Annotated in this window: 23 protein-coding genes and 2 pseudogenes; 12 read left to right on the forward strand and 13 right to left on the reverse strand. The window is 68.7% G+C overall.

From position 1 onward, the window contains the following. Positions 1-46 precede the first annotated feature (46 nt). The 7 genes from JN350_RS18350 to JN350_RS18380 all read left to right on the forward strand — a co-directional run bounded on the left by JN350_RS18350 (position 47) and on the right by JN350_RS18380 (position 7,007). Complete coding sequence (locus JN350_RS18350; protein WP_131921396.1) at positions 47-301, forward strand: hypothetical protein; 255 nt, start codon at positions 47-49, stop codon at positions 299-301. Next, a complete protein-coding gene (locus JN350_RS18355; RefSeq protein ID WP_240347430.1) occupies positions 298-1,197 on the forward strand; it encodes an ATP-binding cassette domain-containing protein in 900 nt (299 codons plus the stop codon). The genes JN350_RS18350 and JN350_RS18355 overlap by 4 nt, the downstream gene beginning before the upstream one ends. Further along, entirely contained in the window at positions 1,194-1,919 is a 726-nt protein-coding gene (locus tag JN350_RS18360; protein WP_205463103.1) for a hypothetical protein, read from the forward strand. The genes JN350_RS18355 and JN350_RS18360 overlap by 4 nt, the downstream gene beginning before the upstream one ends. Positions 1,920-2,294: 375 nt before the next feature. Further along, positions 2,295-3,776, forward strand: coding sequence for a DUF6421 family protein (locus JN350_RS18365; protein WP_205463104.1), 1,482 nt, complete (start codon positions 2,295-2,297; stop codon positions 3,774-3,776). Next, positions 3,773-4,444, forward strand: a complete 672-nt coding sequence (locus tag JN350_RS18370; protein WP_240347431.1) for an SDR family NAD(P)-dependent oxidoreductase — start codon at positions 3,773-3,775, stop codon at positions 4,442-4,444. Before JN350_RS18365 ends, JN350_RS18370 begins: the two co-directional genes overlap by 4 nt. Before the next feature lie 4 nt (positions 4,445-4,448). Further along, positions 4,449-5,522 carry a threonine aldolase family protein gene (locus JN350_RS18375; RefSeq protein ID WP_205463105.1) on the forward strand — a complete coding sequence of 358 codons (1,074 nt, stop codon included), beginning with the start codon at positions 4,449-4,451 and terminating at the stop codon, positions 5,520-5,522. An 18-nt stretch (positions 5,523-5,540) separates the two neighbouring features. Continuing rightward, entirely contained in the window at positions 5,541-7,007 is a 1,467-nt protein-coding gene (locus JN350_RS18380) for an SDR family NAD(P)-dependent oxidoreductase (RefSeq protein WP_205463106.1), read from the forward strand. A gap of 21 nt (positions 7,008-7,028) precedes the next feature. Here the strand turns inward: JN350_RS18380 and JN350_RS18385 are convergent, their stop codons facing one another. Continuing rightward, on the reverse strand, positions 7,029-8,207 hold the full coding sequence (locus tag JN350_RS18385) for a GDSL-type esterase/lipase family protein (RefSeq protein WP_205463107.1): 1,179 nt from the start codon (positions 8,205-8,207) through the stop codon (positions 7,029-7,031). An 89-nt stretch (positions 8,208-8,296) separates the two neighbouring features. On the opposite strand from JN350_RS18385, the gene JN350_RS18390 reads away from it, so the two are divergent. After that, on the forward strand, positions 8,297-9,790 hold the full coding sequence (locus JN350_RS18390; RefSeq protein WP_205463108.1) for a family 20 glycosylhydrolase: 1,494 nt from the start codon (positions 8,297-8,299) through the stop codon (positions 9,788-9,790). A gap of 74 nt (positions 9,791-9,864) precedes the next feature. Here the strand turns inward: JN350_RS18390 and JN350_RS18395 are convergent, their stop codons facing one another. Next, positions 9,865-10,806 (reverse strand): LysR family transcriptional regulator, encoded by a 942-nt coding sequence (locus JN350_RS18395; protein ID WP_205463109.1) that lies wholly within the window; start codon positions 10,804-10,806, stop codon positions 9,865-9,867. A gap of 119 nt (positions 10,807-10,925) precedes the next feature. Here JN350_RS18395 and JN350_RS18400 point away from each other — a divergent pair. Beyond that, positions 10,926-11,887: pseudogene (locus JN350_RS18400) on the forward strand (putative oxygenase MesX). Positions 11,888-11,907: 20 nt separating this feature from the next. Further along, the gene (locus JN350_RS18405) at positions 11,908-12,957 is read left to right on the forward strand and encodes a methionine synthase (protein ID WP_205463110.1); all 1,050 of its coding nucleotides are present in this window, start codon (positions 11,908-11,910) and stop codon (positions 12,955-12,957) included. 165 nt (positions 12,958-13,122) lie between these two features. On the opposite strand, the gene JN350_RS18410 is transcribed toward JN350_RS18405, so the two are convergent. The 5 genes from JN350_RS18410 to JN350_RS18430 are packed head-to-tail and all read right to left on the reverse strand — an operon-like array spanning position 13,123 to position 15,461. Continuing rightward, complete coding sequence (locus JN350_RS18410; RefSeq protein ID WP_205463111.1) at positions 13,123-13,599, reverse strand: SdpI family protein; 477 nt, start codon at positions 13,597-13,599, stop codon at positions 13,123-13,125. Then, positions 13,587-13,772, reverse strand: a complete 186-nt coding sequence (locus tag JN350_RS18415) for a hypothetical protein (protein ID WP_205463112.1) — start codon at positions 13,770-13,772, stop codon at positions 13,587-13,589. The genes JN350_RS18410 and JN350_RS18415 overlap by 13 nt, the downstream gene beginning before the upstream one ends. Next, entirely contained in the window at positions 13,769-14,548 is a 780-nt protein-coding gene (locus JN350_RS18420; protein ID WP_275898004.1) for a serine hydrolase domain-containing protein, read from the reverse strand. The genes JN350_RS18415 and JN350_RS18420 overlap by 4 nt, the downstream gene beginning before the upstream one ends. Continuing rightward, positions 14,440-14,679 carry a PLD nuclease N-terminal domain-containing protein gene (locus tag JN350_RS18425; protein ID WP_205463114.1) on the reverse strand — a complete coding sequence of 80 codons (240 nt, stop codon included), beginning with the start codon at positions 14,677-14,679 and terminating at the stop codon, positions 14,440-14,442. The genes JN350_RS18420 and JN350_RS18425 overlap by 109 nt, the downstream gene beginning before the upstream one ends. A gap of 32 nt (positions 14,680-14,711) precedes the next feature. After that, positions 14,712-15,461, reverse strand: coding sequence for a hypothetical protein (locus JN350_RS18430; protein ID WP_205463115.1), 750 nt, complete (start codon positions 15,459-15,461; stop codon positions 14,712-14,714). 158 nt (positions 15,462-15,619) lie between these two features. On the opposite strand from JN350_RS18430, the pseudogene JN350_RS18435 reads away from it, so the two are divergent. After that, positions 15,620-16,195 (forward strand): annotated as a pseudogene (locus JN350_RS18435) (uroporphyrinogen decarboxylase/cobalamine-independent methonine synthase family protein); the annotation flags it as partial. Between the two features lie 169 nt (positions 16,196-16,364). On the opposite strand, the gene JN350_RS18440 reads toward JN350_RS18435, so the two are convergent. After that, positions 16,365-17,375 (reverse strand): serine hydrolase domain-containing protein, encoded by a 1,011-nt coding sequence (locus tag JN350_RS18440; protein ID WP_461963343.1) that lies wholly within the window; start codon positions 17,373-17,375, stop codon positions 16,365-16,367. 3 nt (positions 17,376-17,378) lie between these two features. On the opposite strand from JN350_RS18440, the gene JN350_RS18445 reads away from it, so the two are divergent. Then, positions 17,379-18,326, forward strand: a complete 948-nt coding sequence (locus tag JN350_RS18445) for a CPBP family intramembrane glutamic endopeptidase (protein ID WP_205463117.1) — start codon at positions 17,379-17,381, stop codon at positions 18,324-18,326. A 146-nt stretch (positions 18,327-18,472) separates the two neighbouring features. Here the strand turns inward: JN350_RS18445 and JN350_RS18450 are convergent, their stop codons facing one another. From JN350_RS18450 to JN350_RS18470, 5 genes are read right to left on the reverse strand one after another with little or no spacing between them, the layout of a single operon-like run. Next, entirely contained in the window at positions 18,473-20,356 is a 1,884-nt protein-coding gene (locus JN350_RS18450) for a beta-L-arabinofuranosidase domain-containing protein (protein ID WP_205463118.1), read from the reverse strand. Next, positions 20,353-21,327, reverse strand: a complete 975-nt coding sequence (locus JN350_RS18455) for a carbohydrate ABC transporter permease (protein ID WP_205463119.1) — start codon at positions 21,325-21,327, stop codon at positions 20,353-20,355. Before JN350_RS18455 ends, JN350_RS18450 begins: the two co-directional genes overlap by 4 nt. Further along, complete coding sequence (locus JN350_RS18460) at positions 21,324-21,938, reverse strand: carbohydrate ABC transporter permease (protein ID WP_205463120.1); 615 nt, start codon at positions 21,936-21,938, stop codon at positions 21,324-21,326. Before JN350_RS18460 ends, JN350_RS18455 begins: the two co-directional genes overlap by 4 nt. Before the next feature lie 13 nt (positions 21,939-21,951). Then, a complete protein-coding gene (locus JN350_RS18465) occupies positions 21,952-22,275 on the reverse strand; it encodes a sugar ABC transporter permease (protein WP_205463121.1) in 324 nt (107 codons plus the stop codon). Further along, positions 22,272-22,856: a type 2 periplasmic-binding domain-containing protein gene (locus JN350_RS18470; RefSeq protein ID WP_205463122.1), complete on the reverse strand. Its 585-nt coding sequence runs from the start codon at positions 22,854-22,856 to the stop codon at positions 22,272-22,274. The genes JN350_RS18465 and JN350_RS18470 overlap by 4 nt, the downstream gene beginning before the upstream one ends. Positions 22,857-22,869: the final 13 nt, after the last annotated feature.

The raw sequence follows: 22,869 nt of genomic DNA on the forward strand, positions 1-22,869 counted from the left end.
GGGGTGGCCTCCGCCGCCCCTTCCGGCGCACGAAGAAGGAGGGTCCGTGCCCGTCAAACACTCTCGTCTGCGCCACATGGTCAGCACCGGGCTCGCAGTGAGTGCGGTCCTGCTCGGGACAACCTGTGTCGTGCTCGTCGCCAGCGGCTGGCCGCTGTCGGTCGCAGCCGGAGCAGCCGGGCTGACCGCCTCGGGCTTTGCAGGCACCGTCGATCCGAAGAGCAAGGCCGCCCCGGCCGCCTTCCTGATCTGCGTTGCAGCAATCGGCACGGCGTTGGTTGTCCATCAGGTGGTCTCGTGAGCGACCCGATCGAACTGCGCGGGGTCCGCAAGGCCTACGGAAAGCACGTCGCCCTCGACGATGTGTCCTTCACCTGCCCGCAGGGGACGATCACAGCGTTCTGCGGACCGAACGGCGCCGGCAAGTCCACCGCGCTTCGGATCCTGACCGGGATCACCCGAGCGGACGTCGGCACTGCGATGGTGAACGGTCAGGAACTCCAGGAGCTGCCCGCTCCGGCCAGGTTCCTCGGTTCCCTTCTCGACGCGTCAGCGTTCCACCCAGGTCTGTCGGTTCGCGAGACGCTCCGACTCACCGCCTTCACCATCGGTGAGCCCAGGCAACGAGTCGACGAGTGCCTCGAGACCGTCGGGTTGCAGTCGGTGGCCGCGAGGCGAGTCGGCAAGCTCTCCCTCGGCATGCGGCAACGACTCGGGCTTGCGCATGCACTACTCGGACGCCCTCGGGTGCTCGTCCTGGATGAGCCCTCCAACGGTCTGGATCCCGAAGGAATGCAGTGGCTCGACAGGATGCTTCGCCAATTCGCTGATCAGGGCGGGACGGTGTTGGTCTCCACACATCAGCTCGCGGCGGTGGAGCGGACTGCGGATCGCATCGTTGCGATCTCGCGCGGACGGGTCGTCGACCAGGTTCGGCTTGAGGAGCTGCGCGCACGAACCGGGCGGAGTTTCCTCGTGGCCGAGGATCAACCGCGCTTCGCGCATGCTCTGCGGCTCGTCGGGGCGCACCCATCTCCGATGGCAGAAGGCTTGCTCGTGGACCTCGAACCCGTGGACGTCGGGCGGCTTGCCAGAGATTCGGGCATCGCGCTCTCCGCACTCCGCGCAGAGGACGTCCGGCTTGATTCCTACTTGTCCTCCATCACTGAGACCGAATACGAGGGGAAGTCGATGTGATCCGATTAGTTCTCGTCGAACTGCGACGCGCGGTCGATACGCGCGGGCCGCGCTGGGCCTTCGCGGCGGCGGCCGTCAGCGGTGTCCTGTTGTCCTTTGTCGTTGCGCGAGATGCGACGACGTTCGCGGCGTTCGTCGCCGGACTCAGCCTTGCGCTTCCGCTGCTCATGGGCCTTCTGGCTGTCATGGCGTTCACGGCGGAATGGAGCACGCGCGCTGCGTTGACGACGTTCGCTGTCACGCCACGCCGACAACGAATACTCGGTGCCCGTTACGCCGCAATCCTGCTCCTCGCTGCCTCGACTCTCGTTGCCATCCATCTCCTCGCAGCCGTCGGCTTCGTTGTCAGCAGGCCCGGTTCTGTCGGTTCCGTCTTCGACGTTGCCGTTCTGGCGCAGTTCTGGCAGATGCTCGCGACAACGGTCGCGGCAACCCTCACGGCAATCGCCGTTGCGAGCCTCGTGCTGCGAACGGCGCTCGCCCTGCTCATCGCCGTGTTCGGACCTCTTCTCCTGACCATCGGGCTCGCGTTCACACCCGGCCTGGTCGACTGGCTGAACCCGTACGGCTTCGCGTCTTGGCTCGCGGAGCCGCAACTGTCCTGGACCATCACGTCGGAGACCACTGTCGGACTCGGGCCCGCGGTGACGTCATTCGCGGTCTGGACCGCACTCCCGCTTGCGCTCGGGTGGGTCCGACAACTCCGCGCGGAGCCTCGCTGATGCTTGGTCCGACCGCGGGCAAGGCAAGCGGGCGCCCTGCGAGACATCGGGTACCCCCGGGCGGGCCGGGACCACGCCGATCCCCCAGGGAGCATCGCCGGACCCTGCGGCAGTGCGGCGATGGCGCGCAGAGCACCCGAGCTCGACCATCAGCGAGGCGATCGCCGCCGTCACCAAGTCATAGCTGCTGACGCTCTCCCGAGCCTGCGCCGGCGAAACGTTGCGCGCCGAACGGCATCGCGTGCGCGGAGAGTGCCCCGGCGCACGAAACCCCCACGGATGGGCAAGAATGCGTCCCCCGATCCTCCCTAGGCTCATGACAAGCGCACCACCACGCCGCAGATCCGCGGCCAGCCCAATGACGGGAGGTTCGACATGTCACAGTTCGTCCAGGAGTTCACGCAGGGCGCCATCGTCGGAGAACCCGAGGTCGTCGAGGACCGCCCGTCGGTGCGCGAGGTCGCCGAGCATCCCGCGTGGACGCGGCTGAAAGCCGCTGTCGTGTCGTTCCGTGCGCTGCAGACGGCCGACGGCTCGATACCCGACCAGTCGGACCACGCGACCGCTTCGGAGCACCTGGCCACGATCCTCCCGGCAGTTGCCGAACTCGCCCCGTTCTTCCCGCACGATGCGGCGTACCTCGCTGCACTGCAGCGCGACTTCGCACGCTGGGAACGCGACGGTTTCGGCGTTCCCGACTTCCTCGACGCACTGAACGCATTCCAGCCGCAACAGCACCGCATCGACGGACTCGGCCACCTGGTCGTCTTCCCGATGGTGACGCAGAACGGCAGTTCCTCGCGGTTCGTCGAAGCCGTCCTGGTCGAGGTCATCTGGCCGGAGTTCATCGCGGAACTCGAAGCGGGCGACTACAGCAACCAGCTCTTTGTCGCACTGCGGTTCGTCGACTTCACGCCCGGGTACGACACGAACTCGGCGGTGCTGTTCCCCGAGACGGTCGCGATGCGCGAGATCCCGACGTTCACGTGGGGTGCGATCTTCCAGGACCGCGAAGCCGCTCGCTACCGCCGAGTCGTCCGTGCCGCTGCGGAGATCACCAAACTGGAGTTGCCGGACGACGCTGCAGCGATGCTCGACGACCAGGAGCTGACGGAACGGGTCTTCGTGATGTGGGACATCATCCACGACCGATCGCACATGCGCGGCGACCTGCCGTTCGACCCGTTCATGATCAAGCAGCGGATGCCGTTCTTCCTCTACTCGCTGGAAGAACTCCGCTGCGACCTGACGGCGTTCCGGGAATCCGTGCGGCTCGAACGCGCGCTTTCCGCGGTACCGGATGCAGATCTCGACGAGGCGCAACGCGCGATCCGCGACCACGCCCGCCTGGTGCAGTACGCCGTCGTGTTCGACCGCATCTTCCGGTTCGCGATCACCGGCAGCCGCGTCCGGAACTACGACGGGCTCGGCGGGCAGTTGTTGTTCGCGTGGATGCACCAGCACGATGTCCTGCACTGGACCGACACACGACTCACGATCGACTGGGATGCCGTTCCCGATGTGATCATCGCGCTCAGCGATCAGATCAACGAGTTGTACCGGCGCTCGATCGACCGGCCGAAATCGGCACACTGGCTCGCTGCGTACGAGATGCTGACCCGGACGCTCACGCCGCACCCGGCCTCGAAGTGGGCGCGGGGACTGCCGGAAGAAACACTCGCCGGAATGCCGAAGGGCTACACCGACGCCGTGCTCGACGACGAATTCCCACTGTCGATGTTCTACGAGGCGCTGAACAAGAAGATGGCTGCGGTCATCGCTTCGACGGCTGGCATCACCGGCTCGTCGGCAGTTGCTCCCTCCGCTGTTCCGTCCGTTCCGGACGTCGCCGCGTGAGCGCTGGATCCCTGTCCGGTCGCACGGTGCTGGTCGCGGGCGCGACCAGCACCAGCGGCACGGCCGTCGCGCGCGCACTCACCTCCGCCGGGGCGGCCGTCGTCGCGGTCGGCACCAGACCAGACGCGCTGGAGGCCCTGCGCGCCTCCGTCCCGGGCGTCACGACCCACACGTGCGACCTCGCAGACCTCGGGGCGGTCACCGCGCTCGCGGCTGCGGTCCGCGAGACGGCGGGACCGGTCGATGGACTGGTCCACCTGGTCGGTGGGTGGCGCGGGGGCGGGGGCATCGCCGGCCAGTCGGACGACGACTGGGACTTCTTCGACCGGGCGTTCCGCACCCTGCGGAACACCACGCGCGTCTTCTACGACGACCTGGTGGCGTCCCCGGCCGGACGACTCACGTTCGTCTCCTCCACCGCCGTCGACTCCCCCACCGCCGGTGCCGCGAACTACGCAGCCGCCAAGGCCGCTTCCGAAGCGTGGGTCCGTGCCGTCGCCCAGGGCCTCCGGAAGGACGCACCGGACTCGGCGGCAGCCACCGTCTTCGTCGTCGGCGCTCTGGCCGGTCTGGAGGACCGCCTCGGCGACGAGGTCGTACGGCTCGGGACGGCACCGCCGGCCGACGTGAACGGCGCCCGTCTCCCGCTCCCGCTCTCCTTAGGATGAACCAGTGACCCTTCGACTCCACGACCTGGACCTGCGGGGCTTCGCCTCGGACAACTACGCCGGTGTCCACCCCGAGATCCTCGACGCGATCGCCGCGGCCAACGACGGCCACCAGATCGCCTACGGCGAGGACGTCTACACGGCCCGCCTCAACGAGGTGATCGGCGACCACTTCGGCGCGCAGGCGCAGGCGTTCCCGGTGTTCAACGGCACCGGCGCCAACGTCGTCGGGCTGCAGTCGATGCTGCCGCGGTGGGGCGCCGTCGTGTGCACCACGACCGCACACATCCACACCGACGAAGCGGGTGCTCCCGAGCGCATCGGCGGGATCAAGCTGCTGCCGGTCGAGACCCCCGACGGCAAGCTCACCCCCGAGCTCATCGACAAGGAGGCCTGGGGATGGGGTGACGAGCACCGTGCCCAGCCGCTCGTGGTCTCGATCACGCAGACCACCGAACTCGGCACCGCCTACACCGTCGACGAGATCCGGGCGATCGCGGACCACGTCCACCCGCTCGGCATGACGCTGCACATGGACGGCGCACGCATCTCCAACGCCGCCGCGACCCTCGGCCTGCCCCTGCGCGACTTCACCACCGATGCCGGCGTGGACGTGCTGAGCTTCGGCGGCACGAAGAACGGCATGCTCTACGGCGAGGCGATCGTCGTGCTCAACCCCGACGCCTCAGAGGGACTGCACTACCTGCGCAAGATGAACATGCAGCTGTCGTCGAAGATGCGGTTCGTCTCCGCGCAGCTCATCGCGCTGCTGTCCGACGACCTGTACCTGCGCTCCGCCGGGCACGCCAACGCCATGGCCGCCCGGCTCCGCGGCGCACTCGAGGCCCGGATCGCAGACGGCAGCATCCAGGGCGTCGGGTTCAGCCAGGAGACCCAGGCGAACGGAGTGTTCGCGACACTGCCCGCGGGTGTGGCCGAGCGGCTGCGCAAGCACTTCCGGTTCTACGACTGGGACGCCAGCCGCAACGAGGTGCGGTGGATGTGCGCGTACGACACCTCGGAGCAGGACATCGACGACTTCGTGGCGGCGTTGACGCGGGAGCTCGACGCGGCCTGATCCAACGTAGAATCCCGTGTGATCTCCGAGCACCCCGAACCCAGCGGCATCCTCCCCGAGGACCTCGACGCCACACTCCGGGTGCTCGAGCAGATGAGCGACATCGACGAGACGCACCCGGACTTCGTACGGGTGCGTCAGGCCACGGCGAAGATGTTCAAGGCCGTGAAGCGGGCCCACCGCCTCGAGAAGCGCGCGGTCATCGCCGAGGCCGACCGCCGCGTGATCGCCGCCACCGCGACCGGAGCAGCCGACCGCATCGACGACGAGACCCGCGGGGTGCCGATCAGCACCTCGACCACGGCGTCCACCGCAGGCACCCTGCTGAAGTCACGCCCCTGCTACATGTGCAAGCAGCAGTACACGGTCGTCGACGCGTTCTACCACCAGCTGTGCCCGTCGTGCGCGGCGATGAGCCACGCGAAGCGCGATGCCCGGACCGACCTGAGTGGCAAGCGGGCCCTGCTGACCGGCGGCCGCGCGAAGATCGGCATGTACATCGCGCTCCGCCTGCTGCGCGACGGCGCCCACACGACCATCACGACGCGGTTCCCCCGCGACGCCGTGCGCCGGTTCACGAGCCTCCCCGACTCGGCCGACTGGATCTCGCGCCTCAAGGTCGTCGGCATCGACCTGCGCGACCCGGCCCAGGTCATCGGTCTCGCCGAGGACGTCGCCGCTGCTGGCCCGCTCGACATCCTGATCAACAACGCCACGCAGACGGTCCGCCGGTCGCCCGGCGCGTACCAGCCCCTCGTCGACGCCGAACTCGCGCCGCTGCCGGACGGCCCGCTGCCCGAGCTCGTGACCTTCGGGCACACGAACGACCAGCACCCGCAGGCGCTCGCCCGCTCGGTGACGGCGCACCCGATCCTCGCGGCCGCCGCAGCCCGCGCCGACGAGCTGACCGAGCAGGCCATGGCTCCGGGGTCGAGCTCGCTCGAGCGCCTCGCCATGGGCACCGCGATCGACGCCGGTGGTCTCGTGCCCGACCTGCACGACGTCAACTCGTGGACGCAGGCCGTCGACGAGGTCGACCCGCTCGAGATGCTCGAGGTCCAACTCGCGAACACCACGGCGCCCTTCATCCTCATCTCCAAGCTCCGCCCCGCGATGGCGGCGAGCGCGGCGCACCGCACCTACGTGGTGAACGTCAGCGCGATGGAAGGGGTGTTCGGCCGCGCCTACAAGGGACCGGGGCACCCGCACACGAACATGGCGAAGGCCGCCGTGAACATGCTCACCCGCACGAGTGCGCAGGAGATGTTCGAGACCGACCGCATCCTGATGACGAGCGTCGACACCGGGTGGATCACCGACGAGCGACCGCACCCGACGAAGGTCCGGCTGGCGGAGGAGGGCTTCCACGCGCCGCTCGACCTCGTCGACGGGGCTGCCCGCGTGTACGACCCGATCGTTCGGGGCGAGGCGGGCGAGGACGTGTTCGGCGTGTTCCTGAAGGACTACAAGCCGAGTTCCTGGTGAGGTCCACGGCCCGTCCGCCGGTCAGCCACCCTCGTGCGCAGCCAGGGTGGCGAGGACGAGCTTCGTGATCCGACGCTGCCCCTCGTCGTTGGGGTGGATGCCGTCCGTCGAGTAGATCCCCGTCCCGGAAGTGTCGGCCTCGGGGAAGGTGTCAGCCATGCTGACGTACGCGGCTCCGCCCTTCGCTGTGGCACGCTTGATCTCGGCGAGGTAGTTCGACCACGGCTCCGCCATGCCGTCCGTCATGCTCGAGGCCGGGGTGAACTCGCCGATCACGAGCAGCGAGGGCTTCGTGGGCAGCGCCGCGAGCGTCTCGAGGAACGCCACGTACTGGGCGCCGAGCTCGTCGGGTGTGAGGTTCGCCGCGTCGTTGCCACCCAGCGTGATGGTGATGAGGTCCGGAGCAGCACGACGCATCGCCGTCAGGAAGCCCTCTTGGTCCTTCGTGAACGTCGCGATCGTCGATCCCGAGTGCGCGGAGTCGTAGCGGTGGATCCCCTTGTCCCGGTCACCGTCGTAGATCGTGAACCCCAGCAGTGAGAACCGCGCGACGGCAGTGATGGTCACCGTGTGCTCCCCGCTCGACAATCCGTCCACCGTCGTGATCGTCCCGGTACTGGCAGTCCCGGTCGTGGCGACGGTCGTCGGTGCGGCTCCGTCGACGCTGTAGGTGAAGTCACCGGACCCGGGGTAGCGCGCCCACCAGATGTCGATCCCGGTGCCCGTGAAGCCGTAGCTCCGCGAGGCGCCCGCCTGCATGGCGACCGATCGGTAGCCGAGGTCGGGGGCGGTGACGTCGAACTGACTCTCCCCAGTGCGCGCCGTCGCCCAGTCACCCCAGGTCGAGTCCGGTGCGTACACGGCGAACTGCGCCGGCAGGTACCCGGCCCCTCCGGTGACCCCGTCCGTCGGGTGCTCCGTGCGCAGCTGGTCGAGCGTGAGGTCCATCCACCGTGTGGAGCGGGACGAGGCGCCCTGCCCCTCGGTGATCGAGTCTCCCAGGGCAACCCAGTTCGCGGGCGCCTCGGTCCGGTCGGCCACGGCAGCGTTCCAGGTCGCGAGCGGCTCGGCGGCCTCCGGGGGCTTCGCCGCGGAGCACCCCGTCACGACGATCGACACGAGTGCGACGACCAGTCCGGCGACGAGCCGGGGCGCCCCTCGACGCCGTCCGCGATCGGTGGTGCGCTCGTGGCCGTTCACGTTGTCTCCCTTGGGTGGGATGGGATCCGCGACCGGGCGTCGGGGCGGCAATGCTATCCGCGCAACCCTGGTGAACTACCGTCGTGTCCGTGCCCTCCTCCACCGGAACTCCGGACCCGACCGCCGGTCCAGCGACTGCACCGCACCTCGTCAGACGGACCATCGCGGTCGGTCTGGCGGTCGTCGTGTCGGCAGCAGCCCTGGTCGGCATCGGTGCGGTCGCGGGATCAGCGGACACTGCGGCGTCGCCGGTGACGGTCACCAAGGTCACCGCGGCGTCCACCGTCACCTCGACCGGCAGCGCCGTGCGCACCACGCTGCAGGTGCAGAACACCACCTCGGTGCGGAAGCCGGCTTCCTCCGCTTGGCTGTACCTGTCCGCCGGCACCAAGCGGTACACCCTCGGCCGGGTCGCGGTGCGGGCACTCGCCGCGGGCTCGAGCACGACGGTCAGCGCAGTCCGCACGACGCCTTCCCGAGCCGCGGCCGGGAAGTACTCGGTCCTCGCCTGCTCGGGTGCGTACTCCGCGCAGCACTGCCGCACGTCGACGGCGACCGTCACCACCAAGCCTTCGAAGCGCGCACGTCCCGAGACCGGTGTGATGCTCGACGTCGCCCGTGCCTACTACCCCGTGGCGCTGATCAAGCGGTACATCGACATGCTCGCCGGCAACGGCGGCCGCTTCCTGCACCTGCACCTCACCGATGACCAGAACGTCGGGATCGAGAGCACGGTCCTCGGCCAGACGCTCGCGAACGCTGATCTCGACCACGGCGTCTACACGAGCCGCGTGACCGGCCGGCCGTTCCTCAGCGCCGCGCAGGCACGCACGATCGCCGACTACGCGGCGAAGCAGGGCGTGGGGATCGTGCCCGAGGTCGACACTCCCGGCCACATGGCTGCCGCCTTCGCCCTGCTCGAGGCGCAGCACGGCACGAAGTGGGTCGACCGCATCCGTTCGGGCGAGAGTGAGCTCGACCCGTCGGCGCCCGGCAGTCTCGCGCTGGCGACGAAGCTCTACGCCGAGGTGCAGCGAACCTTCCCGTCCAGCCGCACCGTGCACATCGGTGGAGACGAATGGGGCGGCGACGTCACGGCCGACGGGCGCGTCGCGTGGCTGAACGCGATGGCCGCCGCGCTCGGCAACCGCGAGGTGTGGGCCTGGAACGACGGGATCGATCGGGCTGCCGTCGGGCGACTGGATCCGCGCATCCGCATCACCTACTGGAGCTTCGACGGTGACACCGAGGACGCAGCGGAGCGCAGCGAACGCCGAGCACGACGGGCGAGCGCGGTCGACCTCCAGAAGGCCGGGATCGACCTGCTCAACTACAACTCGTACTACCTCTACGAAGTGCCGACCGACCTCGACCCGGCCGACAGCGAGTACACCGTCGCCGACCTCCGCGAGCACTGGTCGCTCCGGACGTGGGACGGCGACTCCGGAGCACGTCTCGCTGCTCCGATGTCCGGCGCGGCCGTCGCGATCTGGGGCGAGGACCTCGACAGTCCACCTGCTGACGCCCTCCTGCGGTGGAGCGCGCCGCACGTGAAGGCGATGATCGAGACCGCAGCCTCCTGACGGACGCGGGACGGGCCTCCAGGCCGACCGCCGGATCCGCCGGACCCGCCGGACCCGCCGGACCCGCCGCCCGCCTATCCGAGCGGCTCGACGCCGTAGCTGGTGACCACCGCGCGCAACTCGTCCAGGTACGTCTGCGCCTGCACGGTGAGGGGAACCGAGGCGTGCGCGATCCAGCCGATCTCGATGCGTTCGTCGACGTCGAGGGGGATGGCGACGATCTCGGGGTCGAGGTCGTCGCTGATCAGGCCCGTCGAGATCGTGTACCCGCCGAGGCCGATCATGAGGTTGAAGATCGTCGCCCGGTCCGACACCCGGATCTCCCGCTTGCTCGACATCGTCGACAGGATCTCCTCGGCCAGGTAGAAGGAGTTGTTCGCGCCCTGGTCGAACGTCAGCCGCGGCAGGTCGGCCAGGTCCTCGAGGGTTGCCCGCTCCCGTGACGCGATCGGGTTCCGACGGGCCACGAAGATGTGCGGCTGCGCGACGAACAGCGGCGTGAAGACGACCCCGGCGTCCCGCAGCAGCTTGCCGAGCACCTGCTTGTTGAAGTCGTTGCGGTAGAGGATGCCCACTTCGCTCCGCAGCGTGCGGACGTCCTCGATGATGTCCCAGGTGCGTGTCTCGCGGAGCGAGAACTCGTACTCGTCCGCAGCGGCTGCTTCGACCATGCGGACGAAGGCCTCCACCGCGAACGAGTAGTGCTGGGCGGACACCCCGAGCAGCCGACGCGACGACTGTCCACCGACGTAGCGCTGTTCGAGCAGGGACACCTGCTCGACGACCTGCCGGGCGTACCCGAGGAACTCGACACCGTCGACGGTGAGCACGACCCCTCGGGCCGAGCGGGTGAAGAGCGGGCGTCCGATCCGCGTCTCGAGGTCCTTCATCGCCGCGGACATGGTCGGCTGCGACACGTAGAGCAGGTCGGCGGCGGCGCTGATCGAGCCCTCCGTCGCGACCTCGATGAAGTACCGGAGCTGCTGCAGGGTGATGTCGTTCGAAACGCGGGCCATAGGCGCAGGCTATACCGGTGCATAGCGTCTCGGTATTACCTGATGGCTTATGGTTCCCGCCATCATCGGAGTACTCCTTCCCCAGTGCCTTCGGGTGCTCGACGAACAGATTGCCGACCATGGCGAACGACCTCACCTTCAGCATCACCCGGACCCGCTTCGACGAGGACTACTCCCCGCGGACAGCTCCCGGCTGACCACGAACTTCGCCAACCTGGCGCGCGGCGAGCACCGTCAGCAGAACCTCCGCGCTGCGCTGGCGATGATCGACGGACGCGCGAACGACCTCTTGCTTGCCGGCGATCGCTACCGCCTGCAGCTCGACATCGTCTCGGCCTCACTGGCGTTCTCCGACGGTGGATCGGACGCGGAGTTCCCGCTGCTCGAGATGCTCGACGTCACGATCGTCGACCAGCACACCGGCGAGCACCACCGCGGCATCCTCGGCAACAACTTCTCGTCGTACCTGCGCGACTACGACTTCTCGGTGCTGCTGCCGTCATCGTCGGGCTTGCCGTCTGACTTCGGGGCGCTGCACGGGGCCCTCTTCCAGCGGTTCCTTTCGTCGCCGGCATTCCGCGACGGGTTCGGTGGCGAGCCCGTCGTCTGCATCAGCGTCTCGACGAGCCAGACCTACCGCCAGACCGGGTACGTCCACCCCGTCCTCGGCGCCGAGTACGAGCACGAGCACTCATCGCTCACCGACGACTACTTCGGTCGGATGGGCATGCGGGTCCGGTACTTCCAGCCCGCCGGAGCGTCGGCCCCGCTCGCGTTCTACACGCGCGGCGACCTGACCGGGGACTACACGGACCTGCAGCTCATCGGCACGATCGCCACCATGGAGACCTTCCAGAAGATCTACCGCCCGGAGATCTACGCCGCGAACACCCCGGCCGGCAGCACCTACCGCCCCACCCTCGACCACACCGACTTCACGCCCACCCCGGTCACCTACGACCGCGAGGAGCGCAGCCGCCTCGGGATCACCCAGGGCCGGTGGACCGAGGAGCACCTCGTGACGCCGCACCGCGCACTCCTCTCGCGGTTCGCTGCCGACGCCGCCATTCCTTCTCTCTGATCGTTAGGACTCGCACCCGCATGAGCACTCTCCTGCCCACCTCGATCGTCGGCAGCCTGCCGAAACCGTCCTGGCTCGCCGAGCCCGAGAAGCTCTGGTCCCCCTGGAACCTGCAGGGCGCAGCGCTCACCGAGGGCAAGCAGGACGCACTCCGCTCCGCCGTCCACGAGCAGGAGCGCCGCGGCATCGACATCGTCAGCGACGGCGAGCAGACCCGCCAGCACTTCGTCACGACGTTCATCGAGCACCTGGACGGCGTCGACCTCGAGCGCAAGGAGACCGTCCGGATCCGTGACCGGTACGACGCGGCCGTCCCGACCGTCGTCGGTGCCGTCAGCCGACGCGCACCCGTGTTCGTGGACGACGCCCGCTTCCTCCGCGCCCAGACCGACCGGCCGATCAAGTGGGCGCTCCCCGGCCCGATGACGATGATCGACACGCTCTCCGACCAGCACTACAAGAGCCGCGAGAAGCTGGCGTGGGAGTTCGCCACGATCCTCAACCAGGAAGCGCGCGAGCTCGAGGCTGTCGGCGTCGACATCATCCAGTTCGATGAGCCCGCCTTCACCGTGTTCCACGACGAGGTACAGGACTGGGGCGTGGCCGCACTCGAACGCGCCACCGAGGGCCTGCGCGCCGAGACCGCCGTGCACATCTGTTACGGCTACGGCATCGAGGCGAACAACAAGTGGAAGGAGACGCTCGGCGCCGAGTGGCGCCAGTACGAGCAGTCCTTCCCGCTGCTGCAGCAGTCGTCGATCGACATCGTCTCGCTCGAGTGCATCCACTCGCACGTGCCGCTCGACCTCGTGGAGCTGATCCGCGGGAAGAAGGTCATGCTCGGGGCGATCGACGTCGCGACCGAGGTCGTGGAGACCCCGGAGGAGGTCGCGGAAGTGCTGCGGCGGGCGCTCGAGTTCGTCGACGCCGACAAGCTCATCCCCAGCTCGAACTGCGGGATGGCTCCCCTTGCGCGTGGGGCAGCGCTCGACAAGCTCGGTGCGCTGTCCGCTGGAGCGGACATCGTGCGGGCTGAGCTCGTCGGTACGGCGGTCCCGTCGGCGCGCTGACCACTGCGAGACACCGCGGCGGCTTTCTTCCGGATGGAGGAGAGCCGCCGTTCGTGTTGCGTCCGCCGCGTGCGCGGCTCTCGATCTGGCCGGGAGGCGCGGCTTCCGTCCGGCTGACAGGTTGCGTTGGCAACGCCCGCACCCTCTACTGTCCCTCGACCCCGGTCACGGCCTCAGCGATCCGCTTTCAGTCCCTCGCCGGGGAAGCAGCCACAACGGAACAACGGCCCACGCGGGCGCCGCCGCGAGAAGCCACCAAGCCGTCGGACTCAACGTCGAAGACGCCAATCCCACGATGATCAGCCAGCTCATCGCGAGCGCCGCGACGAACCCTGCGGTGACCGCACATGAGATGCGCCCTCTGCGCCGGTCACGAGCGAAGGCGGACACGACAGCCGCCACGAGGGACAGCGCCTGTATCGCCGCGAGCAGGATCGCGGTTCCCAACGGTGTTCCGTACCCGCTCGGGCTCCCGTCCGGACCGAACGACGTCGCGATCCGTTCGGGTAACCGATCCCACCAGGCGCTGGTGAGCACAACCTCGACGACGACGGGGAACGCAGCGGCGATGGCTGCGAAAGGCCCCTCGCGCGTGCGCCGACCGCGGGCGCTGGGCATCGGTGCGATCATCAACCGTTGCATGTCTCCCGCACCTCCTGCTCGATGAGCGCCGTGGCGATCGCGTCGGCCGCGCGCGGGGCCTTCGCGAGCGTGTGCACCACCGCCGTGAACCCTGCCGCGTTGGCGATGATCGCTCCCGCCGCTCGCACCTCTCCGTTGATCCAGGTCGATGCCCCTTCCCGCTGCCAGCTCACCGTGCGGGAGCGCCCGGTTCGAGCGCCCAGTCGGCGTAGCGACAGAGATCGTCGAACGTCGACCAGACGCCGCCTGCCGCCGCGAACGACGATCCTCCGAGCGCCCACGGCTGAATCGTGCGACCGAAGAGCTTCGCCACCACCCGGTCTGCTGGAAGAGGCTCGAGCGTGGCAGAGCTGATCCCCGCCGGCTCGAGGACGTGCTGGCGCACAGCGGTGAACCAGTCGCCGTGCACCTCGTCGAGTACCGCACCGAGGAGGGCGTATCCCAGGTTCGAGTACACGAACTGGCCTCGGGGCGTGACCGGCCCCGCAGCTGCCAGGTCCAGAGGAACCCCGACAGCCTCTCGATACGGGTCGCCGAACAGTCGGTCGCGCATCGTGGCCGGAAGCCGTGGCAAACCCGAGGTGTGGTGCACGAGGTCAGCAACGGTCATGTCAGCGTCGGGCACACCGGGGAGGTAGTACACGACCGGCCGCTCGACCTCGAGTGTGAGCCAAGCCGTCGTGCCCACGATTCCCTTCGTGATGCTCCCCCACTGGAGCATCGAAGCGGTTGCGTACGGCCCTCGGGACTCACGGACCGTTCGCCAGCCGTCAGCCGCGCGAAGACTCGCGCGCCAGTGTCCAGATGGCGTCCGTGAATCTCGCGCGACGGCTCCGACCACTACGAGCCGAACCCAGCACCGTTGGCTTCGGTCGACCGCTCGCGGCGCCGTGCTACGAACCACGTTGCCGGTCCGATGATCGGGATGAAGAGGACGACGAGGGTCCATGCGATCAAGCGACGGCCGGAGGTCGACCCGGATCGCATCAACGAGAGGAGCGCTGCGAGCGCGAGGAACAGAGCGACGAGTGACACGGTCATCAGCACTCCGTCGAGCGCTGTCGGAACGAGCGGGTTCATGGTCTATTCCTCCGTCCAAGACGTCAATTCGTTCACTCCCAGCGGTTGTAGGTGATCGCGCCGTTGCCCTTGGCGCTGAGCCCCTGGACCGCGGAGTACGTGCTCCACGCAATCGTTCCCCATGGGGTCGGCACGCCACGCTTCACGACGACCTTGCACTTCGCGGTGGCCTGTCCGCCACTGATGTAGCCGCTGCTCTTGGAGGTCGCCACCTGCGTGAACGGCTGCACGTTCCTGACGACCGTGCACGAGTATCCGAGCATCTTCCTCGCCGTGGTACCGCTGTACTCGTACGACATCGAGACCTTCGTCTCGGTGAGCCTGATTCCAGCGAAGGCGAACCACTGTGTGCCCCAAGACGACCGCGATGCCGCCCTGGTCCCCACCCCGACGCCATCTTCGTTTCGCTCGGCCCCCGACGGTTCCACCTCACCCCACTCAAAGTCCCCGCTCGTGCGAACGGTCTTCGGGCCAAGCACTCTCTCGTCGGAGGCGGCAGTTGCGGCAGACGCAACAGCCGGATCCAAGAAGTACGAGGCGAGCTCGTGTCGCTGTTCAGCGTTGAGGTGGTCGAAGGCCGCGACGTCAGACGAAGCTCCGGAAGCAACGAGGTCGGCGCGGATAGCCGACAACACTGCAGACGGCGTTCGCGGAGCGGCAACGTCACCGGCGCCGGGCGGTGTGGCCGCGGCGTTGGCTGGCGCGGCACCAATGATGGAGGTGGCGACGACGGCGCACGCTGCGCCGATCGAGACGATCCGTCCGTAGGTCGACTGCTTCATGAAACTTCCCCTCACTCTCCGGCGCCAACGCCGAATCTCGTCGTCGGCAGCGTTGCCAACAATGAGCAGTCAACTCACCAATACATCAGATATGCAACTTCAGAAGCAATCCGGGCGTGTCGTCTCTGGACTTGGGGAGGGGCCTGCGGAGGCGGACGATCCTCAACCAGGAAGCGCGCGAACTCGAAGCCGCCGGCGTCGACATCATCCAGTTCGACGAGCCCGCCTTCACCGTCTTCCACGACGAGGTGCAGGACTGGGGCGTGGCCGCACTCGAACGCGCAACCGAGGGCCTGCGCGCCGAGACCGCCGTGCACATCTGTTACGGCTACGGGATCGAGGCCAACAACAAGTGGAAGGAGACGCTCGGCGCCGAGTGGCGGCAGTACGAGCAGTCGTTCCCGCTCCTGCAGCAGTCGTCGATCGACATCGTGTCGCTGGAGTGCATCCACTCCCACGTGCCGCTCGACCTCGTCGAACTGATCCGCGGGAAGAAGGTCATGCTCGGGGCGATCGACGTCGCGACCGAGACCGTGGAGACCCCGGAAGAGGTCGCGGAAGTGCTGCGGCGGGCGCTCGAGTTCGTCGACGCCGACAAGCTCATCCCCAGCTCGAACTGCGGGATGGCGCCGCTGGCTCGTGGGGCCGCGCTGGACAAGCTCGGTGCGCTGTCGGCTGGTGCAGACATCGTGCGGGCTGAGCTCGCCAGCACGGCGGTGCCGTCGGCGCGCTGACCACTGCGAGACATCACGGCGGCTCTCTTCCGGAAGGAGGAGGGCCGCCGTTCGTGTTGCGTCCGCCGCGTGCGCGGCTCTCGATCCGGCCTGGAGGCGCGGCTTCCGTCCGGCTGACAGGTCGCGTTGGTACTGCCGGCACCCTTCACCGCCTGCACCGGCTCGGTCATCAGCCGTCGCATTCCGACCGCACCTCCTGCTCGATGAGCGCTGTGGCGATCGCGTCGGCCGCGTGTGGGGCCTTCGCCAGCGTGTGCACCACCGCGGTGAGCCCTGCCGCGCTGGCGATGACCGCTCCTGCGGCTCGCACCTCTCCGTTGATCCAGATCGATGCTCCTTCCCGCTGCCAGCTCACCGTGCGGGAGGGCCCGGCGCCGGGCTCGAGCGCCCAGTCGGCGTAGCGACAGAGATCGTCGAACGTGGACCAGACGCCACCGGCCGCCGCGAACGACGATCCTCCGAGCGCCCACGGCCGGATCGCGCGACCGAAGAGCTTCGGCACCACGCGGTCTGCATCCGCTGGCACGAGGGCCGCAGAGCTGATCCCCGCCGGGTCGAGGACGTGCTGGCGCACGGCGGCGAACCAGTCGCCGTGCACCTCGTCGAGCACTGCGCCGAGGAGCGCGTACCCCAGGTTCGAGTACGCGAACTGGCCTCGCGGCGTGACCGGCACCGCAGCTGCCAGATCCAGAGAAACCCCGACGGACTCTCGGTACGGGTCACCGAACATTCGGTCGCGCATCGTGGCCGGAAGCCGGGGCAGACCCGAGGTGTGGTGGACGAGATCAGCAACCGTCATCTCGGCATCGGGCATCCCGGGGAGGTAGAGCGCGACCGGCCGCTCGACCTCGAGCGTGAGCCAGGCCGTCGTGCCCACGAGTCCCTTCGTGATGCTCCCCCACTCGAGCATCGAGGCGGTGGCGTACGGCCCACGGGGCCCACGAACGGCGCGCCAGCCATCGCCTGCGCGAAGACTCGCGCGCCAGTGCCCAGAGGCTTCAAGCGGGTTCCGCACCGGGCCCATCCTCTCCGAAGGGTCCATCAAGCGGGCGGCAGCCCTCACTGGGCATCGTCGGCCTCCATTTGCGCTGGGCTTGCGATCGACGGGAGAACCGCCGGGGATGCGCCCGCGGCAACAATTCCAATAATGTGTGCGACATGTCAAGCATCGGGGGCGCATAGATTGCTCGTCGCGCGAATCATCGTCTTCATCGCCCTGGCCTACGGCGGAGCCTGGGCTCTCCTCACACCGGCGCTCCTGTCGAGCGCTGACCTCGCGGATCCGGTGGGCAGCCCGGGGGCGTATCTCGCCACAGTTGCGATGATGTTCACCCCTGCGGCGAGCGCACTGCTCGTCGCTGTCGCCCTGGAGCGGCACCGCGGCCGCTCAGTCCTCCGCGGCGTCGGCCTCGACGCCTTCTTCACCCGGCGTGGTTGGCGTATCGGGCTCTGGGCGACGGCGGCATCGGCGGCTCTTGTGGTGGGGAGCTGGGCGCTGGGCCTGTGTTTCGGATGGCTCGAAATGGACCCGGAACGATCCCCGCTCAAGACCCTGTTCGTGCAACTCACCGGCGAGGAGCCGCCGCTACCGATGGCCGCTCTCGCCGTCCTCCAGCTCGTGAACCTCCCCGTCGGTCTTGCCGTGACGAGCGTCGCGGTGGCAGGAGAAGAGGTCGGTTGGCGCGGCTGGCTCCTGCCCCGTCTCGTGGAGCTTGCACCACGGTGGGCGCTCCCGCTCAGCGGACTCATCTGGGGCGTCTGGCACACGCCTGCGATCCTGCTCGGCCTCAACTACGACCAGCGCGATCTGCTCGGCGTCTGCATGATGACGGTGGCGTGCACAGGCGTCGGAGTACTCATCGGTTGGTTGCGGCTGCACAGCCGATCACTGCTGCCGTGTGTCCTCGCCCATGCAGGGCTCAACGTCTTCACCACCTACCAATCAGCGCTCTTCCCACCCTTCGACCAGCGCCTGGTCGGCCCCCTCTCAGTGACGGGGTGGATCGTCATCGCGGCGATGCTCGTCTGGCTCGGAGTCGCTCGGCGGCGACAAGGCGGTGCGTTCGGCCGAGGAACCTCGGAACCGCCAACTCCGAGCTGCAGTGTTCCGGATCGTCGGCTCGACGTGTGAACCGACATGGCGCTGCCCGCATCGCTGGACCGGAGGCGCGGCGCCAACCGGCACCGCGCCTCCAGTCCGGAAAGCCGCCTCCAGCTACCGCCCCGGCTCCTCCACATCGTCCACGTCCCGCCAGTTCCCGATCACCGGGAACTCCGTCACCCGCAGCCGCGCCGACGCGTACGGCACGAGGCGCAGGTCGTCATCGGACCCGTGGTCGAGCACCGGACTCGCCGGGGGAACGTCGGCCTGCGCGCCCGCCATCCGCCACTCGGTCGCTCGGGCGCCCGGCGCGTGCAGCACGACCGCAGCGCTCCGCCGGTCCCGGAGCGACCACGGCGCCGCCGGAACAGTTCCGCGGGTGACCCGCCACGAAGCGGCTGATCCGACCTGGTCCAGCGCCCAGTTCCACGACCCGCGCGGGTAGATCTCCCACTCCCCGATGCCCGGCGCGCCCTCGTGCTCCACCCAGCGCTCCCCGGCGAGTACACCATCGTCAGCGGCCCGAGCCGCACCGATGCCGCCTGCCGCTCGCGTCGCGTCACGCGCGCCCGCATCGGCAGCACGAGCACGACGTCACCGGCCGTCGACCAGTCGCGTTCCAGGGTCACGTAGCCGTCCTCGGCCTGGAGTCGCGACTCACCGGCGAGCGCCACCGGGGCACCGCCGACCGTCAGCCGGGCGCCGTCGGCCCACTCCGGGATGCGGAGTCGGAGCGCGAACGGTGCCGTCCGCTCGGTCTCCACACGGATGGTGACGGTCTCGTCGAACGGGTACGCCGTGTCGACCTCGATCGCCACGGGGTCGGGTCCGACGGACGTCCGCAGCGACACGGGCGCGTACGCGACGACCCGCAGCCCGTCGTCATCACGCAACCAGGAGTTCGCGACGAACTTCGGCCATCCCTGGTGCAGGTTCGCGGTGCAGCAGCCGAAGTGCGGCTCGAGGCCGAAGATCCCGGCGTCGTCCGACGAGAAGCTCCACTCGCGGCGGGCGACGGACACCTCGACCTGGTTCGCCTGCTGGTGGTACTGGTGTCCGCGCATCTCGGGGTCGCTCGACGCCGGCAGAAGGTTGTACGCGAGGTGCTCGAGCCGATCGCCGTCGATCGCCCGGCCGTACACCTGCGCGTGGACCTCCTGGGTGAACATCATCTCGACGACCTGGCACGTCTCGACACCCGCCGTCGCGGACGGTCCCCCGAGCCACTCATCGCCGGAGAACCATCCGTGGGCCTGCCCGTGCCACCGATCGAGGTTCCCGAACGCCAACTCTGTACGGGCGGCGTGTCCGGTGAGGTCGCGGTCACGGAGGGCGTCTACCGCGCCGGTCTTCAGCCCCATCGCGACGTTCGGTCCGTGGGTGCGGTGCGAGAACACCCGTGCGGCGCCGGTGATGAGGTCACCGGTCAGGTACTCGTCCCACCGGATCGTCTGTGCCGCGAGTACGTCAACGAGGTCGAGCAGCCACTCCTCGCTCGTCTGCTCGTGCAGCCACCACACCGACAGCGCAGCGTCCGCTCCGCGTGCACGACCCCACGAGGTGAGCGGGCGTCCGGGCAGGTGCTCGAGCTGGTGCCGGAAGTACCGCGCCAGGAAGGGTGCGACGCGCTCGTCCCCGGTGGCGTCGGCGTGCTGCGTGAGCACCTTGCACGCGACCATCCGTGGCCACCAGTCGTCGTTGCCGGTCGGTCCGAAGAACCCGTCCTCGCGCTGCGAGCCGAGGATCCACTCGATCCACGGCGTCGCGAGCGCCAACAGTCTGTCATCGTGCAGCACGTGTGCGAGCGGCACGAGTCCGTCCAGGTAGTACGGCCCGCGTTCCCAGTTCTCACCTGCTCCGCCGCGCCAGCCGCTGTCCGGTCCGACGTCGGGCCAGAGCGCCTCGAGCTGCCCGGTGATGTTGTCGGCCTGCAGCCGGAGCTGGTCCAGCAGCCAGCCGCCGGGTGTGATGCTCCCGAGCGGCAGGGGCCGGTGCGGCCGACCGCTGGGGGTGGGAGCGTCGGCAGCGGTGCCGGTGGTCGGGCTGTCCGTGATGGTCATTTGATGGATCCTCCGATGAGACCTCTGGTGTAGTACCGCTGCAGTGCGAGGAACAGCACGACCACCGGGACGGTCGCCACGCAGGCGACGGCGGTGAGGAGCCCCGGGTCGATCACCGGCACGCCGGGGATCTTGAAGGACGTGCTGATGCTCGACAGCGCGAGCGGGAGTGTGTACTTGCTGTCGGTCGACAGGAACGTGACCGAGCTGAGCAGGTCGTTCCAGCCGGCCATGAAGCCGAACAGTGCGGTGGTGACGAGTCCCGGCCACGCGAGCGGCAGCATCACCGAGCGAAGGATCCGCCCGGTGCCGGCGCCGTCGATGGCGGCCGCGTCCTCGAGCTCCGAGGGGATGCCGTCGAACGTGTTCCGCATGACGAACACCGAGAACGGCAGCTGGAGCGTCACGAGCACCAGCACCACGCCGGCGAGCGAGTCGAGCAGCCCGAGCTTGCCGAGCACGATCGACAGCGGCGTGAGCAGGCCCTGGAACGGCACAACGAGCGGCGCCAGCAGGAGCACGAACACGATCGTCGACCCGCGGAACCGGATCTTCGACAACGCGTACGCGGCGAGCGTGGACACGATGGCGACGAGCACGGCGACCGAGATCGCGACGACGAACGAGTTGACGATGTTCTGTCGCAGGTCGACCGAGGGGTCGAACACCTTCGTGTAGTTCCGGAGCGTGAGCGTCGCGATCGACTCGAACCCGATCCCTCGGGCGTCGGCGTCCGCCGGCAGGAACGACCGGAACAGGATGTACAGGACCGGCGCGATGAACAGCAACGCCAGCACTGTCCCCACGACGACGTACGCGACGCCGCTCGCGTGCACCCGACGCCGACGCGGCGGGGTCACGCCCGGCAGGTCGGTCCGGCCCGGAGTGCCCGGCGAACCCGGCCTGGAGGCGCGGCTCGCGTCGCGTCGGGACGCTGCGGTCGTCCGTCTGGTCACGTCGGTCGCGCTCATCGCTCGTCCTCCTGTCCGGTGGAGCGCAGGGCCCGGAGCTGGACGATCGCGATGACGAGGATGATCACGGTGAGGATCATCGACAGGGCGGCGCCGTAGCCGAGGTCGTAGCGGACGAACGACTGCTGGTACGTGTACATCACGGTCGTCGTGGTCGACCCGCTCGGGCCGCCCTTGGTCAGCACGTAGAACTGGTCGAACACCAGGATCGACCCCGACACCGCGAGCAGCATGCACAGCGCGAACTGCCGTCGGACGAGCGGGAAGACCACCGAGCCCTCACGGCGCCACCACCCGGCACCGTCGATCTTCGCCGCCTCGATCACCTCGGTCGGCACGGCCTGCATGCCCGCCATCAGCAGGATCATCGCAACGCCCATCGACTTCCACACCGTCAGGACGATGACCGCCCAGAACGCCGTGTCGGGCGACGTGAACCACGCCGTGTCGCCGTTGGTCAGGCCGACCGAACGCAGCAGGACGTTGATCACGCCCGTCCCCGGCACGAGGAGCACGTTCGCCATGTACGCGGCGGCGGTGAACCCGATGACGACGGGCATGAAGAACGCCGTCCGGACGAAGGAGACGAGTCGGCCCTCGCCACGGACCATCGTCGCGGCGGCGTCAGCTCGCGGCCATCCCGAGCGGCACCGACACCGCCGTGAAGAGCAGCGAGAAGCCGAGGGAGCGCCAGAACGCGGTGTCCTGGAACGCCTGCGCGTAGTTCGCGACCCCGGCGACGCTGACCTTGCCGAGCAGGGGCCAGTTCGAGAACGACATCCCGACGAGCAGCACCATCGGCACGACGAAGAACACGACCGCGAGGACGAGCGCCGGCGCCACGAGCACCCACGCAAGGGTCTGGCGACGACGGCTCGCGGAGCGCGGACGGGAGCGCTTCGCCCCGTCCGCGACCCCGGCGAGTGCCGAGGAGGTGACGGCTGTCACTGCCCGACCTGGCTGTACGCCTGCTCGATGAGCGAGTTGGCCTGCTTCTCGGCGCTCGCCAGCGCGGTCTTCGCGTCGGCGCCCTGGAAGATGACCTTCTGGGACTGCTGCGCCCACGGACCGTTCGGGTCGTTGATCACCGCGTTGTAGGCGATGCTCTTCGGGAGCTTGCCGATCGCGAGCGTGTCGACGATGTCCTTCGACCAGTCGTCCGTCGCGAGGCTCTTCGCCACCGTGAGGTCCGGCGCGATCCAGCCCTGCGACAGGTCGATCTCGGCGGCCTTCTTCGAGCTGACGAGCCACTTCATGAGGGACCACGCGCCGTCGGCGTTCTTCGCGCCGGCCGTCATGCCGATCTCGTCACCACCGAGGAACGAGCCGGAGCCGCCCTCCACGCCGGGGATCCCGACCGCGCTGCCGAAATCCGCCTTCTTCGCGGTGAGGGTGTTCGCGCCGCCGAACAGGATGCCGACCTTGCCGTTCAGGGCGTTCTCCTGCCCGACGTTGCCCGGGTCCTGGTTCGGCTGGTCGGTCTTCTGCATGAGCCCGGACTTCCACATGTCCTGGTACCAGTCGACCATCCCGACGAGCTCA

This window comes from Curtobacterium sp. 24E2 (assembly GCF_016925595.1).
In the GTDB taxonomy this organism is placed as follows: Bacteria; Actinomycetota; Actinomycetes; order Actinomycetales; family Microbacteriaceae; genus Curtobacterium.

Bases quoted from the DNA above. Each gene is read 5' to 3' on its own strand.
- JN350_RS18365 (WP_205463104.1), top strand. From the start codon at position 2,295: ATGTCACAGTTCGTCCAGGAGTTCACGCAGGGCGCCATCGTCGGAGAA.
- JN350_RS18395 (WP_205463109.1), bottom strand. From the start codon at position 10,806: ATGGCCCGCGTTTCGAACGACATCACCCTGCAGCAGCTCCGGTACTTC.
- JN350_RS18405 (WP_205463110.1), top strand. From the start codon at position 11,908: ATGAGCACTCTCCTGCCCACCTCGATCGTCGGCAGCCTGCCGAAACCG.
- JN350_RS18410 (WP_205463111.1), bottom strand. From the start codon at position 13,599: ATGCAACGGTTGATGATCGCACCGATGCCCAGCGCCCGCGGTCGGCGC.
- JN350_RS18420 (WP_275898004.1), bottom strand. From the start codon at position 14,548: ATGGACCCTCGTCGTCCTCTTCATCCCGATCATCGGACCGGCAACGTG.
- JN350_RS18425 (WP_205463114.1), bottom strand. From the start codon at position 14,679: ATGAACCCGCTCGTTCCGACAGCGCTCGACGGAGTGCTGATGACCGTG.
- JN350_RS18430 (WP_205463115.1), bottom strand. From the start codon at position 15,461: ATGAAGCAGTCGACCTACGGACGGATCGTCTCGATCGGCGCAGCGTGC.
- JN350_RS18440 (WP_461963343.1), bottom strand. From the start codon at position 17,375: ATGCGCCCCCGATGCTTGACATGTCGCACACATTATTGGAATTGTTGC.
- JN350_RS18450 (WP_205463118.1), bottom strand. From the start codon at position 20,356: ATGACCATCACGGACAGCCCGACCACCGGCACCGCTGCCGACGCTCCC.
- JN350_RS18455 (WP_205463119.1), bottom strand. From the start codon at position 21,327: ATGAGCGCGACCGACGTGACCAGACGGACGACCGCAGCGTCCCGACGC.
- JN350_RS18460 (WP_205463120.1), bottom strand. From the start codon at position 21,938: ATGGTCCGTGGCGAGGGCCGACTCGTCTCCTTCGTCCGGACGGCGTTC.
- JN350_RS18470 (WP_205463122.1), bottom strand. From the start codon at position 22,856: ATGGTCGACTGGTACCAGGACATGTGGAAGTCCGGGCTCATGCAGAAG.